The 14,545-nt window shown below is 61.2% G+C and carries 10 protein-coding genes; 8 read left to right on the top strand and 2 right to left on the bottom strand.

Annotation, left to right across the window (positions count from 1 at the left end):
- Window positions 1–195 precede the first annotated feature (195 nt).
- The gene (locus ACM530_RS07850; protein ID WP_416365083.1) at window positions 196–2,661 is read left to right on the top strand and encodes a penicillin-binding protein 1A; all 2,466 of its coding nucleotides are present in this window, start codon (window positions 196–198) and stop codon (window positions 2,659–2,661) included.
- Window positions 2,662–2,810: 149 nt separating this feature from the next.
- Here ACM530_RS07850 and ACM530_RS07855 read toward each other — a convergent pair whose 3' ends face one another.
- Together ACM530_RS07855 and rpmE are read right to left on the bottom strand one after the other, a co-directional pair.
- On the bottom strand, window positions 2,811–4,079 hold the full coding sequence (locus ACM530_RS07855; RefSeq protein ID WP_056860619.1) for a malic enzyme-like NAD(P)-binding protein: 1,269 nt from the start codon (window positions 4,077–4,079) through the stop codon (window positions 2,811–2,813).
- A gap of 287 nt (window positions 4,080–4,366) precedes the next feature.
- A complete protein-coding gene (gene rpmE, locus ACM530_RS07860) occupies window positions 4,367–4,597 on the bottom strand; it encodes a 50S ribosomal protein L31 (RefSeq protein WP_049710411.1) in 231 nt (76 codons plus the stop codon).
- Window positions 4,598–5,035: 438 nt separating this feature from the next.
- Between rpmE and ACM530_RS07865 the strand changes: the two genes are divergently transcribed.
- The 7 genes from ACM530_RS07865 to phaC all read left to right on the top strand — a co-directional run bounded on the left by ACM530_RS07865 (window position 5,036) and on the right by phaC (window position 14,526).
- A complete protein-coding gene (locus ACM530_RS07865) occupies window positions 5,036–7,255 on the top strand; it encodes a primosomal protein N' (RefSeq protein ID WP_416364543.1) in 2,220 nt (739 codons plus the stop codon).
- Between the two features lie 189 nt (window positions 7,256–7,444).
- On the top strand, window positions 7,445–9,181 hold the full coding sequence (argS, locus tag ACM530_RS07870; protein WP_242198799.1) for an arginine--tRNA ligase: 1,737 nt from the start codon (window positions 7,445–7,447) through the stop codon (window positions 9,179–9,181).
- 1 nt (window position 9,182) lies between these two features.
- Window positions 9,183–9,884: an SPOR domain-containing protein gene (locus ACM530_RS07875; protein WP_053253947.1), complete on the top strand. Its 702-nt coding sequence runs from the start codon at window positions 9,183–9,185 to the stop codon at window positions 9,882–9,884.
- 258 nt (window positions 9,885–10,142) lie between these two features.
- Window positions 10,143–10,673 (top strand): ATP-dependent protease subunit HslV, encoded by a 531-nt coding sequence (hslV, locus tag ACM530_RS07880; RefSeq protein WP_010563201.1) that lies wholly within the window; start codon window positions 10,143–10,145, stop codon window positions 10,671–10,673.
- 37 nt (window positions 10,674–10,710) lie between these two features.
- Entirely contained in the window at window positions 10,711–12,048 is a 1,338-nt protein-coding gene (gene hslU / locus ACM530_RS07885) for an ATP-dependent protease ATPase subunit HslU (protein ID WP_076018085.1), read from the top strand.
- 171 nt (window positions 12,049–12,219) lie between these two features.
- Entirely contained in the window at window positions 12,220–12,597 is a 378-nt protein-coding gene (locus ACM530_RS07890) for a gamma-butyrobetaine hydroxylase-like domain-containing protein (protein WP_416364544.1), read from the top strand.
- 249 nt (window positions 12,598–12,846) lie between these two features.
- Window positions 12,847–14,526 (top strand): class II poly(R)-hydroxyalkanoic acid synthase, encoded by a 1,680-nt coding sequence (gene phaC / locus ACM530_RS07895; RefSeq protein ID WP_242198795.1) that lies wholly within the window; start codon window positions 12,847–12,849, stop codon window positions 14,524–14,526.
- Window positions 14,527–14,545: the final 19 nt, after the last annotated feature.

Raw genomic sequence — 14,545 nt, forward strand, 5'->3', positions numbered from 1 at the left:
TACCGCCTGATTGCCGCCGGCCATCGTGCATTCGGTCGACTTGTTTGAGTGGCGTGAATGACGCCCCAAGCCGAAAAATGCTTTAATGCCCAGCGTTTTTTCCCGCTATTTATCTGCTGCTCGGGTCGATCCATCGTTTGCCATGCATGCCCCGACGCCTAACTCATTCTTTTCTCTGGAAATCCAAAAGCCTTGATTCGTCTGCTGAAGTTTTTCGGGTACTCCATTGTCGCGATTGTCTGCGGGCTGCTGCTCGTACTCAGCGGTGCCTACCTCTACCTTAGTCCGGGTTTGCCTTCCGTAGAGGCACTCAGAAGTATCCAGTTGCAGATTCCTTTGCGGGTCTACAGCAGCGACGAAAAACTGATCGCGGAGTTCGGCGAGATGCGCCGCACACCGATCCGTTTCGCCGACATTCCACCCAATTTCATCAATGCCCTGCTGTCGGCAGAAGACGATAATTTCGCCAATCACTACGGCGTTGACCCCAGCAGTCTGGTGCGTGCGGCTACCCAGCTGGTAAAAAGCGGACACATTCAATCCGGTGGCAGCACCATCACCATGCAGGTGGCGAAGAACTTCTTCCTCACCAGCGAGCGCAGTTTTTCGCGCAAGGCCACTGAAATCCTGCTGGCCCTGCAGATCGAACGCCAGCTGACCAAGGACGAGATCCTTGAGCTGTACGTCAACAAGATCTACCTGGGCAACCGCGCCTACGGGATCGAGGCGGCGTCGCAGGTCTACTACGGCAAGTCGATTCGTGACGCCAGCCTGGCGCAAATGGCAATGATTGCCGGCCTGCCCAAGGCCCCATCGCGCTTTAACCCGCTGGCCAACCCGGCGCGCAGCAAAGAGCGCCGCGACTGGATCCTCGGCCGCATGTACAAGCTGGGCAAGATCGACCAGGCCGCCTATGAAAGCGCCGTGGCCGAACCGCTGAATGCCAGCTACCACGTGCCGACGCCGGAGGTGAACGCACCGTACATCGCTGAAATGGCGCGCGCCGAGATGGTCGGCCGTTACGGCAGCGAGGCCTACACCGAAGGCTTCCGCGTGACCACGACCGTTCCCAGCAACTTGCAGGAAATTGCCAACAACGCGGTACGCGATGGCCTTGTCACCTATGACCAGCGCCACGGCTACCGCGGTCCCGAATCCCGCCTGCCAGGCAAGACGTTGAGCGCCTGGACCACTGAACTGGGCAAACAGCGCCCGATCAGCGGCCTGGAGCCCGCCATCGTCACCCAAGTGAAGAAAGATGGCGTGCAGGTGCTGACCCGCTCCGGCGAAGCGCATGTGGCGTGGGACAGTATGAAGTGGGCACGCCCCTTCCTGAACACCAACAGCATGGGCCCGATGCCCAAGCAGCCGTCGGACGTGGCGCAGGTGGGTGATTTGATCCGCGTGCAACGCCAGAAAGACGACAGCCTGAAATTCAGCCAGGTCCCTGTGGCCCAAGGCGCGCTGGTGTCCCTGGACCCGCAGAACGGTGCGATCCGTGCCCTGGTCGGCGGTTTTGCCTTCGAGCAGAGCAACTACAACCGTGCCATCCAGGCCAAGCGCCAGCCGGGCTCGAGCTTCAAGCCGTTCGTCTACAGCGCCGCACTGGATAACGGCTACACCGCCGCCAGCCTGGTCAACGACGCCCCGATCGTGTTTGTCGACGAGTACCTGGACAAGGTCTGGCGCCCGAAGAACGACACCAACACCTTCCTCGGCCCGATCCGCATCCGCGAGGCGCTGTACAAGTCGCGTAACCTGGTGTCGATCCGCCTGCTGCAGGCAATGGGCGTGGGCAAAACCATCGACTACATGACGCGTTTCGGCTTCAACAAGTCGGACCTGCCGCCCAACCTGTCCCTGGCGCTGGGCACCGCGACTCTCACGCCGATGGAGATCGCCACGGGCTGGAGCACCTTTGCCAACGGCGGCTACAAGATCTCACCGTACCTGATCGACAAGATCGAAAGCCGCAATGGCGACACCCTGTTTACCGCCAACCCTCCGCGCGTGCCGGGTGACGTGGTCAACGGCGTGGCGGCGCCTGATGGCATCGCGGCGCCGAGCAACGGCGGCATCACCATCGAGCCGACACCGGACGCAGCGCCAGCCACACCGAACACCGCCGCCGCGAACGAGCCACAAACGCCAGCAGTCGCTGAACGCGTAGTGGATGGCCGCACCACGTATATCCTCAACAGCATCCTGGAAGACGTGATCAAGAAAGGCACCGGCCGTCGCGCCCTGGCGCTGGGCCGTGCGGACATCGCCGGCAAGACCGGTACCACCAACGACTCCAAGGACGCCTGGTTCTCCGGCTACAACGCCGACTACGTGACCACTGTGTGGACCGGCTACGACCAGCCGGAAAGCCTGGGTCGCCGCGAGTTTGGTGGCACCGTCGCGCTGCCGATCTGGATGAGCTACATGGGCGCGGCCTTGAAGGACAAGCCGCTGCACACCCAGCCTGAGCCTGAAGGCATTCTCAGCCTGCGAATTGACCCGGTGAGTGGCCGTGCGGCTTCGCCAAGCACGCCGAACGCGTACTTCGAGCTGTTCAAGAGCGAAGACACGCCGCCGTCGGTCAACGAACTGGGCAATGGCGTTGCGCCGGGCAGCCCGCTGCCGGCGGATGAAGGGGCGCCGATCGATTTGTTCTGATCGCGACCTCAAGCTGATGAGGTGCAACATGTGGGAGGGGGCAAGCCCCCTCCCACATTTGGATGTCTAAACAGCTCCAGTTAAATCGCAGGTAATAAAAAGCCCCGACTCGCAAGAGCCGGGGCTTTTTGTTGGGGCGCTACAACGACTTAGCCGTTGAACACATCATCCACGCTTTGCAGCGGGTAGTGCTTCGGATACGGCAGGGTCGCCACACCGGTCTCGATGGCGGCTTTGGCCACGGCATCGGAGATCAGGGTGATCAGGCGCTTATCCATTGGTTTAGGGATGATGTACTCACGGCCGAACGCCAGTGGAGCACCACCGTACGCATCGCATACATCCTGAGGCACCGGCAATTTGGCCAGTTCACGCAGAGCATTGGCCGCAGCCACTTTCATCTCTTCGTTGATGCGCTTGGCGCGAACGTCCAGGGCACCACGGAAGATGAACGGGAAGCCCAGTACGTTGTTGACCTGGTTCGGGTAGTCCGAACGGCCAGTGGCCATGATCACGTCGTTACGGGTGGCGTGGGCCAGTTCCGGGGAGATTTCCGGATCAGGGTTGGAGCAGGCGAACACGATAGGGTTGGCCGCCATCGACTTGAGGCCTTCGGCGCTCAGCAGGTTCGGGCCAGACAGGCCGACGAACACGTCTGCACCGTCAAGGGCGTCAGCCAGAGTGCGCTTGTCGGTGGCGTGGGCAAACATCGCCTTGTACTGGTTCAGGTCGGTACGCTCGGACTGAACAACGCCCTTGCTGTCGACCATGAAGATGTTTTCCAGCTTGGCGCCCATGCTCACCAGCAATTTCATGCAGGAGATGGCTGCAGCGCCGGCACCCAGGCAGACGATTTGCGCGTCAGCCAGGGTTTTGCCGGCGATTTCCAGGGCGTTGATCATGCCGGCCGCGGTAACGATCGCGGTGCCGTGCTGGTCATCGTGGAATACCGGAATGTCGCACTGCTCGATCAGGGCCTTTTCGATCTCGAAGCACTCAGGTGCCTTGATGTCTTCCAGGTTGATGCCACCGAACGTGATGGAAATGCGCTTTACGGTGTCGATGAAAGCCTGCGGGCTTTCGGAATCGACTTCGATGTCGAAAACGTCGATGCCGGCAAAGCGCTTGAACAGCACGCCTTTACCTTCCATGACTGGCTTGGACGCCAATGGGCCAAGGTTGCCCAGGCCGAGAATCGCGGTGCCATCGGAAATCACTGCAACCAGGTTGCCTTTGCCGGTGTACTTGTACGCCAGTTCAGGGTCGCGGGCGATTTCACGTACGGGCTCGGCAACGCCAGGGCTGTAGGCCAGCGACAGGTCGCGGGCGGTGGCAGTGGCTTTGGTGAGCTCTACACTCAGCTTTCCTGGACGAGGATGGGCATGATATTCGAGAGCGGCAGTTTTCAAATCAGACATATCGGCATTCCGCTTTTACTGTTGGTCGACGGACCGCCGAGGATACGCGTGTCGCAAAGTCCCTACAAGACTGGGCAGTCACAGGTGTCAAGGGCCCTGCGCTACGACTTTTGGCCAAGAGCCACGGGATACAAGGGCTCAACTGTTCACAATCGCATTGAAAAATGTCTACAATTTTTTTATTAAAATTGATTTGAATCACGCGCGACCAAATTGCAGGCACAAAAAAGGCGTCCCAAAGGACGCCTTCTTCAACAGCTGACAAAAACCCGAAGGGCTTTTGAGCCTTACTCTGCTGGAGTAGCAGGCTTCTTGCCGAAAGCACCAAAGCGATCTGCGAAGCGCTGTACACGGCCGCCGGTGTCCAGAGTTTTCTGCTTACCGGTGTAGAACGGGTGGCACTCGTTGCATACGTCAGTACCCAGTGGCTTGCACAGGTTCGAACGTGTTTCGAACTTGTTGCCGCAGCTGCAGGTTACTTCGATGGTTTCGTACGCTGGATGGATATCGGCTTTCATGGTGACTTCCTCGGGCTAGCGTGCCGCCACTCGACACTATTGTCGAATACCGCACGTAATTAGGCCGCGGATTCTACCAGACCTTTTTAAACGCGCAAGCGGCGCTTCCGGCCGATTGCCCACATATAAGCCCCTTTCATCAGAAAAACCCCCGACACACCACGATCAATATGGGAGCCGGGTGGTGTTGTGGCGAGCAGGCTTGCCCTGCGCTGGGACGCGAAGCAGCCCCAATAAGGCTAGTGCGATTTTGCAGTTGGAACTTGCTGCGGGCATCGGGGCCGCTGCGCGCCCCAACGCAGGGCAAGCCTGCTCGCCACAAAAGGCCCAGCGCCCACAGAAGCGCTGCCTCGTGCAGTAGAGACAGGACACCTCTACCGCAGGTCTGCTAGGCTCCCGCCCCTGCGCCACCGCCTGCCTATATATGAGACTCCCCGCGTGCCCGACGCCATTTTGCGCCTAGCCCTGCCCTCGCCCCTGCGCCGTCTGTTCGACTACCGAGCCCCCGCCGGCGTGCTGCGGGCGCAGTTGCAGCCAGGCATGCGCGTGCGCGTGCCGTTCGGGCGCCGGGAAATGATCGGCATTCTGGTGGAAGTCGCCGACCACAGCGAAGTACCCGCAGAAAAGCTCAAGCCGGCCATCGCGATCCTCGACGCCACTGCGCCGCTGCCACCGGCCCTGTTCAAGCTGTGCCTGTGGACCGCCCAGTATTATCAGCACAGTTTGGGCGATACCTTGAGCTGGGCGCTGCCGGTGCTGCTGCGTCAGGGCGAGCTGGCCGAGGCACGCCAGGAGCGCTTCTGGTCGATGGTGCCCGGCGCGCGCCTCGATGACCCGCGCATCGCACGCGCGCCGCGCCAGCGTGAAGCCCTGGCCACGCTGGCGCAGCATCCCCACGGCGTGGCGCATCAGCTATTGAGCAAGCTGATGCTGAGCAAGGACAGCCTCGACCTGCTGCTGGCCAAGGGCTTGGTGCAGGTGGAAATCCGCAAGCACGCCCCCGACCCACGCCACGAACACTGGCTGGCCCAGCCCGAACTGCCGCTGAACATCGAGCAACGTGCTGCTTATGAAGCGATTCGCGCAGGCTTCGACAGCTTCCACGCGTTCCTGCTGGCGGGCGTGACGGGCAGCGGCAAGACCGAAGTCTATCTGCAGCTCATCCGCGAAACCCTGCAGGCCGGCAAGCAGGCGCTGGTGCTGATCCCCGAGATCAACCTGGGCCCGCAAACCCTGGCGCGTTTCGAGCAGCGCTTCAACGCGCGCATCGCCCTGGTGCATTCGGCGGTCAACGACCGCGAGCGCCTGGAGTCCTGGCTGGCCGCGCGGGACGGCGAAGCCGACATTATTATCGGCACCCGCTCGGCGCTGTTCACGCCGATGAAGAACCCCGGGCTGATCATCATCGACGAGGAGCACGACGGCTCCTATAAACAGCAGGAAGGCCTGCGCTACCACGCCCGCGACCTGGCGCTGGTGCGCGCACGCCAGGAAGACATCCCGATTGTGCTGGGCTCGGCCACGCCGTCCCTGGAAAGCCTGCACAACGCCTACACCGGCCGTTACGGGCTGCTGCGCCTGAATGAGCGTGCAGGCGGCGCCAAGCAACCGCGCTTCCTACGCCTGGATGTAAAAAGCCGTCCACTGGACAGCGGCATTTCCGGGCCGATGCAGCAAGCCATCGGCCAGACCCTCGCCGCCGGCCAGCAAGTGCTGGTGTTTCTCAACCGCCGAGGGTTTGCGCCGACGTTGCTGTGCCATGACTGCGGCTGGATGTCCGAGTGCGAGCGCTGCGATGCGCGCATGACCGTGCACCAGCGCCACGGCGAGCTGCGCTGCCATCACTGCGGCCATGTGGAGCGGGTGCCGCGCCACTGCCCGCAGTGCGGCAAAGTGGATTTGCGCCCAGTGGGCGCGGGCACCGAGCGCGCCGAAGAGCGCCTGGGCATTCTGTTTCCGGACTACCCGGTGCTGCGGGTCGACCGCGACAGCACCTCGCGCAAAGACGCGATGAACCAGCTGTTCGCGACCATCCAGAAAGGCCAGCCGTGCATCCTGATCGGCACACAGATGCTTGCCAAAGGGCACCACTTTCCACGGGTGACGCTGGTGTCGATCCTGGATGCCGACGGCGGCCTGTTCTCTGGTGATTTCCGCGCCAGCGAGCGCATGGCGCAGCTGATCGTGCAGGTCGCAGGCCGCGCCGGGCGCGCTGAAGAACCGGGCAAAGTGATTATCCAGACGCACCTGGCCGACCATCCGCTGCTGATCCAGCTGACAGAACAAGGCTACTTCGCCTTCGCCGAACAGGCACTGAGCGAACGCCGCTCTGCCGGCTTGCCGCCCTTCTCACACCTTGCACTGTTGCGGGCCGAAGCCCATAAACCGGGGCAGGCGGAAGGTTTTCTGGATGAGGCGTGCAGCGCCGCCGAACGTTTGCTCGGCGAGTTGGGTCTGACCGGCATCGAATTGCTCGGCCCGGTGCCTGCGCCCATGGAACGCCGCGCCGGGCGTTATCGCGCTCAGCTACTCTTGCAGGCAACGTCCCGCGCGCCCCTGCATCGGCTATTAAGTAGCTGGCTGCTTGCTCTGGAGCAAATGCCCAGTGGCCGCCAGGTGCGATGGTCGTTGGATGTGGACCCGGTAGACCTGTATTGATCACAGGCAAGCCAGCGCCCACATTTGAAATGTGAACACCTTTAAATGTGGGAGCGGGCTTGCCCGCGATGAGGCCCGCAGGTCCGCCATCTGGTCTGAACGGTTGGCAAGCCCGCCCTCGCCGCGGATAATGCCCAGTTTTTCCACCTGCGCATCGCGCGCCGCCGCTTGCGGTCGAAAGAGAACACCATGAAAGACACCATTCGCCAGCTGATCCAACAAGCCCTCACCCAACTCGTCAACGAAGGTGTGTTGCCTGAAGGCCTGACGCCGGCGATCCAGGTGGAAAACACCCGCGACAAGACCCACGGTGACTTCGCCAGCAACATCGCGATGATGCTGTCCAAGCCTGCGGGCATGAAACCGCGCGACCTGGCGGAAAAAATCATTGCCGCGCTGCCGGCTGACGACAGCGTCACCAAGGCCGAAATCGCCGGCCCAGGCTTCATCAACTTCTTCCAGAACACCCAGGCCCTGGCCTCGCGCCTGGACGCCGCCCTGGCCGATGCCAGGATCGGCGTGCGCAAGGCCGGCCCGCTGCAGCGCGTGGCCATCGACCTGTCGGCACCCAACCTGGCCAAAGAGATGCACGTCGGCCACTTGCGTTCGACCATCATCGGCGACGGCGTGGCGCGGGTGCTGGAGTTCCTCGGCGACACCGTGATCCGTCAGAACCACGTGGGCGACTGGGGCACCCAGTTCGGCATGCTGATGGCCTACCTGCAGGAAAACCCGATCACCAGCAACGAGCTGGCCGACCTGGAAAACTTCTACCGCGCCGCCAAAAAGCGTTTCGACGAATCCGAAGAATTCGCCGACCGCGCCCGTGGCCTGGTGGTCAAGCTGCAAGCCGGTGACGAGGAATGCCTGGCGTTGTGGGGCCGCTTCCGCGAGATCTCGCTGTCGCACTGCCAGGAAATCTACGAGCTGCTCAACGTAAAACTGACCATGGCCGACGTGATGGGCGAAAGCGCCTACAACGACGACCTGATCAACGTGGTCAACGACCTCAAGGCCAAAGGCCTGCTGGTCGAGAGCAACGGCGCACAATGCGTGTTCCTCGAAGAATTCAAGACCGCCGACGGCGAGCCGCTGCCGGTGATCATCGTCAAGGCCGATGGCGGCTACCTCTACGCCACCACCGACCTGGCGGCCGTGCGCTACCGCAGCGGCGTGCTCAAGGCCGACCGCGCGCTGTATTTCGTCGACCAGCGCCAGGCCCTGCACTTCCAGCAGGTGTTTGAAGTGGCACGCCGCGCGGGTTTCGTCACCCACCCGATGCACATGGAACACATGGGCTTCGGCACCATGAACGGCGCCGATGGCCGCCCGTTCAAGACCCGCGACGGCGGCACCGTGAAGCTGATCGACCTGCTGAACGAAGCCCAGGAACGTGCCTACAACCTGGTGAAGGAAAAGAACCCGGAACTGGCCGAAGCCGAGCTGCGCAACATCGCCCGCGTGGTGGGCATTGGCGCGGTGAAATACGCCGACCTGTCCAAGCACCGCACCAGCGACTACAGCTTCAACTTCGAACTGATGCTCAACTTTGAAGGCAACACCGCGCCGTACCTGCTGTACGCCTACACTCGCGTCGCCGGTGTGTTCCGCAAGCTGGGCAAGGACTTCAGCGAAGTTGAAGGCCAGATCGTGCTGGATGCCGCGCATGAACAGGAACTGGCGGCCAAACTGGCGCAATTCGGCGAAGTGCTGAACAGCGTCGGTGAGAAAGGCACGCCACATATCCTGTGCACCTATTTGTACGAAGTCGCCGGCCTGTTCTCCAGCTTCTACGAGAACTGCCCGATCCTCACCGCCGACGACGAAGCCCAAAAGCAAAGTCGCCTGCGCCTCGCCGCACTGGCTGGACGGACCCTCAAGCAAGGCCTGGAACTGTTAGGCCTGGAAACCCTGGAGCGTATGTAAGTTGGCTGCCAAGAAAAAACCTGCACCCAAGCGCGGCGCCAGCCGCTATCAAGCCCCGGCAAAGAAGCCTATTCCGGGCTGGTTGTGGATGGCCATCGGCCTGGCGGTCGGTGCGTTCGTCGTGATCCTGATGAAGCTGGAGCCGGGCAAGGGCGATGACGTCAAGCGCGTCAAGCAAGAGCAGCAGAAGGCCACGAAAATGGCCGAAGCCAACAAGACGGCGCCAAGCCCGACTGCACCGGTGAAGCCGAAATACGACTTCTACACGCTGCTGCCGGAATCGGAAGTGATTGTGCCGCCCGACGCCGTGCCGGAAAAAACCCTGCCGACGCCGCAAGTGCCGACCACGCCGGTGACGCCAGCGGAAGCGGCGAAAATCGATACCGCGCGGGCGCAAGCTGCGCTGGCCGGGATCACCCCGCCGCCACCGCCGCCCGTGGCCACCACCAAGGCTGCGCCGGTGACCAAGTTCTTCCTGCAAGCGGGCTCGTTCCCGAAACAGGCGGACGCGGATCGCGTGCGTGCGCAGATCATCCTGCTGGGCCAGGCGGTGACAGTGGAGTCCGGCACGGTGAAGGATGCGACCTGGTATCGCGTGCTGGTGGGGCCGTTCAGCAACCGTGAACAGCTGACCGTAGCGCAGAAGCAACTGGCCGGCGCAGGGTTTAGCAACCTGTTGTTACAACAACGCCAGAGCCGCTGATTCAGAGTCAACGCGGATCAAAATGTGGGAGGGGACTTGCCCCCGATAGCGGTAGATCAGTCACTATTTTTGGCGACTGATGCACCGCCATCGGGGGCAAGCCCCCTCCCACATTTGGTTTTGCGGTGCGCTTGAGAAGGTGTAAGACCTATAAACACCGCCCGTCCGCCATAACCCTCTACGGTTGAAATCCCTCCCGCCACCCCCATATGAGATTCCATCAGGGCATTTTCGCCCCGCTGCGTGGAGACTCTCCCCTTGACCACCATCGTTTCAGTACGTCGCCACGGCAAAGTCGTCATGGGCGGCGACGGCCAGGTTTCCCTTGGCAACACCGTGATGAAAGGCAACGCCAAAAAGGTGCGTCGTCTATACCACGGGCAGGTTCTCGCGGGCTTTGCCGGCGCTACCGCCGACGCCTTCACCCTCTTCGAGCGTTTCGAGGGCCAGCTGGAAAAACACCAGGGCCACCTCGTTCGCGCCGCTGTCGAACTCGCCAAAGAATGGCGCACCGACCGCTCCCTCAGCCGCCTGGAAGCCATGTTGGCCGTCGCCAACAAAGACGCGTCCTTGATCATCACCGGTAATGGCGATGTGGTTGAGCCTGAACATGGCCTGATCGCCATGGGTTCCGGCGGTGGTTATGCCCAAGCGGCCGCCAGCGCCTTGCTGAAGAAAACCGACCTGTCGGCCCGTGAAATCGTCGAGACTGCCTTGGGCATTGCCGGCGACATCTGCGTGTTCACCAACCACAACTTCACCATTGAGGAGCAGGACCTCGCCGAGTAAGCCGTAGGCTTATTCCCGCTTGAGGCCGCCAAACACTATGTCCATGACTCCCCGCGAAATCGTCCATGAACTTAACCGCCATATCATCGGCCAGGACGATGCCAAGCGCGCCGTTGCCATTGCGCTGCGTAACCGCTGGCGCCGGATGCAATTGCCGGAAGAATTGCGCGTTGAAGTAACGCCGAAGAACATCCTGATGATCGGCCCGACCGGCGTCGGTAAAACCGAAATCGCCCGGCGCCTGGCCAAACTGGCCAACGCCCCGTTCATCAAGGTCGAAGCCACCAAGTTCACCGAAGTGGGCTATGTGGGCCGCGACGTCGAGTCGATCATCCGTGACTTGGCCGACGCCGCCCTGAAGTTGCTGCGCGAACAGGAAATGACCAAAGTCAGCCACCGCGCCGAAGACGCCGCCGAAGAACGCATCCTCGACGCCCTGCTGCCACCGGCACGCATGGGCTTTAACGAAGATGCCGCGCCGTCGTCCGATTCCAATACCCGTCAGCTGTTCCGCAAGCGCCTGCGTGAAGGCCAGCTGGACGACAAGGAAATCGAGATCGAAGTCGCCGAAGTGTCTGGCGTGGATATTTCCGCACCACCTGGCATGGAAGAAATGACCAGCCAGCTGCAGAACCTGTTCGCCAACATGGGCAAGGGCAAGAAGAAAAGCCGCAAGCTCAAGGTGAAAGAAGCGCTGAAACTGGTGCGCGACGAGGAAGCCGGGCGCCTGGTGAATGAGGAAGAACTCAAGGCCAAGGCGCTGGAAGCGGTCGAGCAGCACGGCATCGTGTTTATCGACGAGATCGACAAGGTGGCCAAGCGCGGTAACTCTGGTGGCGTCGACGTGTCCCGCGAAGGCGTGCAGCGTGACCTGCTGCCGCTGATCGAAGGCTGCACCGTGAACACCAAGCTGGGGATGGTCAAGACCGACCACATCCTGTTTATCGCCTCCGGTGCGTTCCACCTGAGCAAGCCAAGCGATCTGGTGCCGGAGCTGCAGGGCCGTCTGCCGATTCGTGTGGAACTCAAGGCGCTGACCCCGGGCGACTTCGAACGCATCCTCAGCGAGCCGCATGCCTCGCTTACCGAGCAGTACCGTGAGCTGCTGAAAACCGAAGGCTTGGCGATCGAGTTCCTGCCGGACGGGATCAAGCGCCTGGCAGAGATTGCCTGGCAGGTTAACGAGAAGACCGAGAACATCGGTGCGCGTCGTCTGCACACCTTGCTTGAGCGCCTGCTCGAGGAAGTGTCCTTCAGCGCTGGCGACATGGCCGGTGCGCAGAATGGCGAAGCGATCAAGATCGACGCCGACTACGTCAACAGCCACCTGGGCGAATTGGCGCAGAACGAAGACCTGTCTCGTTATATCCTGTAAGCCTTTTAGAAAAAGGCGTATGTAGGAGCCTGGCTTTTGTGGGAGCTGGCTTGCCTGCGATAGCATCACCTCAGTGTTTCTGAAACACCGAGGTGCCTGCATCGCGGGCAAGCCCGGCTCCCACAGAAGCCCTCCCACATTTTTGAGCCGGTTTCTTCAGGATTATTATCAATGTCGAAATTTCCTACTGCTGTAAACCTGCACAAAACCTCCAACACCCTCGGCCTCACCTACGGGCCCGACGAGGTCTACCAGCTCCCCGCCGAACTATTGCGCACCCACTCGCCTTCCGCCGAGGTCCAGGGCCACGGCAAACCCATCCTGCAATTCGGCAAGATCAACGTCAGGCTGATCAAGATAGAACCGGCCGGTCAGTACGCACTGAAATTGACCTTCGACGACGGCCATGACAGCGGACTGTTCACCTGGGACTACCTCTACCAGTTGGCCGTGCGCCAGGAAGCCCTGTGGGCCGACTATCTTGCTGAGCTCAAAGCAGCCGGCAAAACCCGCGACCCGAGCGAGTCGGTCGTGCGGCTGATGCTCTAACTCAGGCGTCTTGCTCTTTAGAGGGCATTTTCTAATTTCATCTGCTTGAATGCCCTGTCGCGTGGTCAACGATTGGCCCGCTTGCGAAAAAAATTAAACTCGGGTAACCAATGGAACTGGCAAGTTCCCTGCATTTGACGATGCGGTATCAACGGTCACCCGAGTCGCAGTACCAGGCTGGTGTCGTGTATCGAAATTGGGTGCGCAGCAATCGCCGGTACTCGTCTTTCGGACAATGGAGCGTCGTAGATGAGTAACAAGAATAACGATGACTTGAAACGCCAGGCCTCTGAAAACACCCTGGGGCTGAACCCGATCATCGCGTTACGAAAAAAGGACTTACTCGCTTCGGCGAAGATGGTGCTGACCCAAGCCATCAAGCAACCGTTACACAGCGTCAAACACGTCGCGCATTTCGGTGTCGAGTTGAAGAACGTGATGTTCGGCAAATCCGCGCTTGTGCCTGAAGGCGATGACCGTCGCTTCAACGACCCGGCGTGGAGCCAGAACCCGCTCTACAAACGCTACCTGCAAACCTACCTGGCGTGGCGCAAGGAACTGCACGACTGGATCGGCGACAGCAACCTGTCGGATCAAGACATCAGCCGCGGCCACTTTGTGATCAACCTGATGACCGAAGCCATGGCCCCCACCAACAGCGCGGCCAACCCGGCGGCGGTCAAACGCTTCTTTGAAACCGGCGGCAAAAGCCTGCTCGATGGCTTGTCCCATCTGGCCAAGGACATGGTGCACAACGGCGGCATGCCGAGCCAGGTCAACATGGGTGCCTTCGAAGTGGGCAAGACCCTGGGCACCACCGAAGGCGCCGTGGTCTTTCGCAACGACGTGCTGGAGCTGATCCAGTACAAGCCGATCACCGAACAGGTGCACGAGCGCCCACTGCTGGTGGTGCCGCCGCAGATCAACAAATTCTATGTATTCGACCTGAGCCCGGAAAAGAGCCTGGCGCGCTTCTGCCTGCGTAATGGCCAGCAGACGTTTATCGTCAGCTGGCGCAACCCGACCAAGGCCCAGCGCGAGTGGGGCCTGTCGACCTATATCGAGGCGCTCAAGGAAGCGGTCGATGTGGTCACGGCGATTACCGGCAGCAAAGACATCAACATGCTCGGCGCCTGCTCCGGCGGTATCACCTGCACCGCACTGCTGGGCCACTACGCGGCGCTGGGGGAGAAGAAGGTCAACGCCCTGACCTTGCTGGTGAGCGTGCTGGACACCACGCTGGACACCCAGGTAGCGCTGTTCGTCGACGAACAGACCCTGGAGGCAGCCAAGCGCCACTCCTACCAGGCCGGCGTGCTGGAGGGCCGCGACATGGCCAAGGTCTTCGCCTGGATGCGCCCCAACGACCTGATCTGGAACTACTGGGTCAATAACTACCTGCTGGGCAACGAGCCGCCGGTGTTCGACATCCTCTTCTGGAACAACGACACCACGCGTTTGCCGGCCGCCTTTCACGGCGACCTGATCGAACTGTTCAAGAACAACCCGCTGGTGCGTGCCAACGCTCTGGAAGTGTGCGGCACGCCGATCGACCTCAAGCAGGTTACCGCCGACATCTACTCCCTGGCCGGCACCAACGACCACATCACGCCGTGGCAATCCTGCTACAAGTCGGCGCAGTTGTTTGGCGGCAAGGTCGAGTTTGTGTTGTCCAGCAGTGGGCATATCCAGAGCATCCTCAACCCACCGGGCAACCCCAAGGCGCGCTACCAGACCAGCGATGGCCTGGCGGGCAAGGCGCTGGAATGGCAGGAAAATGCGACCAAACATACTGATTCGTGGTGGCTGCATTGGCAGGTGTGGCAGGCAGAGCGCGCGGGCAAGTTGAAGAAAGCTCCGACAATTTTGGGTAACAAAACCTATGCCGCAGCTGAGGCGGCGCCGGGTACATACGTTCACGAAAGGTAGGCTGGAATGGGATCAAATG

The organism is Pseudomonas sp. NFX183 (assembly GCF_047943075.1).
Taxonomy (GTDB): Bacteria; Pseudomonadota; Gammaproteobacteria; order Pseudomonadales; family Pseudomonadaceae; genus Aquipseudomonas.

Excerpts from the sequence above, each read along its gene's own strand:
- ACM530_RS07855 (WP_056860619.1), bottom strand. The coding sequence starts at position 4,079 with ATGTCTGATTTGAAAACTGCCGCTCTCGAATATCATGCCCATCCTCGT.
- rpmE (WP_049710411.1), bottom strand. The coding sequence starts at position 4,597 with ATGAAAGCCGATATCCATCCAGCGTACGAAACCATCGAAGTAACCTGC.
- argS (WP_242198799.1), top strand. The coding sequence starts at position 7,445 with ATGAAAGACACCATTCGCCAGCTGATCCAACAAGCCCTCACCCAACTC.
- hslU (WP_076018085.1), top strand. The coding sequence starts at position 10,711 with ATGTCCATGACTCCCCGCGAAATCGTCCATGAACTTAACCGCCATATC.
- ACM530_RS07890 (WP_416364544.1), top strand. The coding sequence starts at position 12,220 with ATGTCGAAATTTCCTACTGCTGTAAACCTGCACAAAACCTCCAACACC.
- phaC (WP_242198795.1), top strand. The coding sequence starts at position 12,847 with ATGAGTAACAAGAATAACGATGACTTGAAACGCCAGGCCTCTGAAAAC.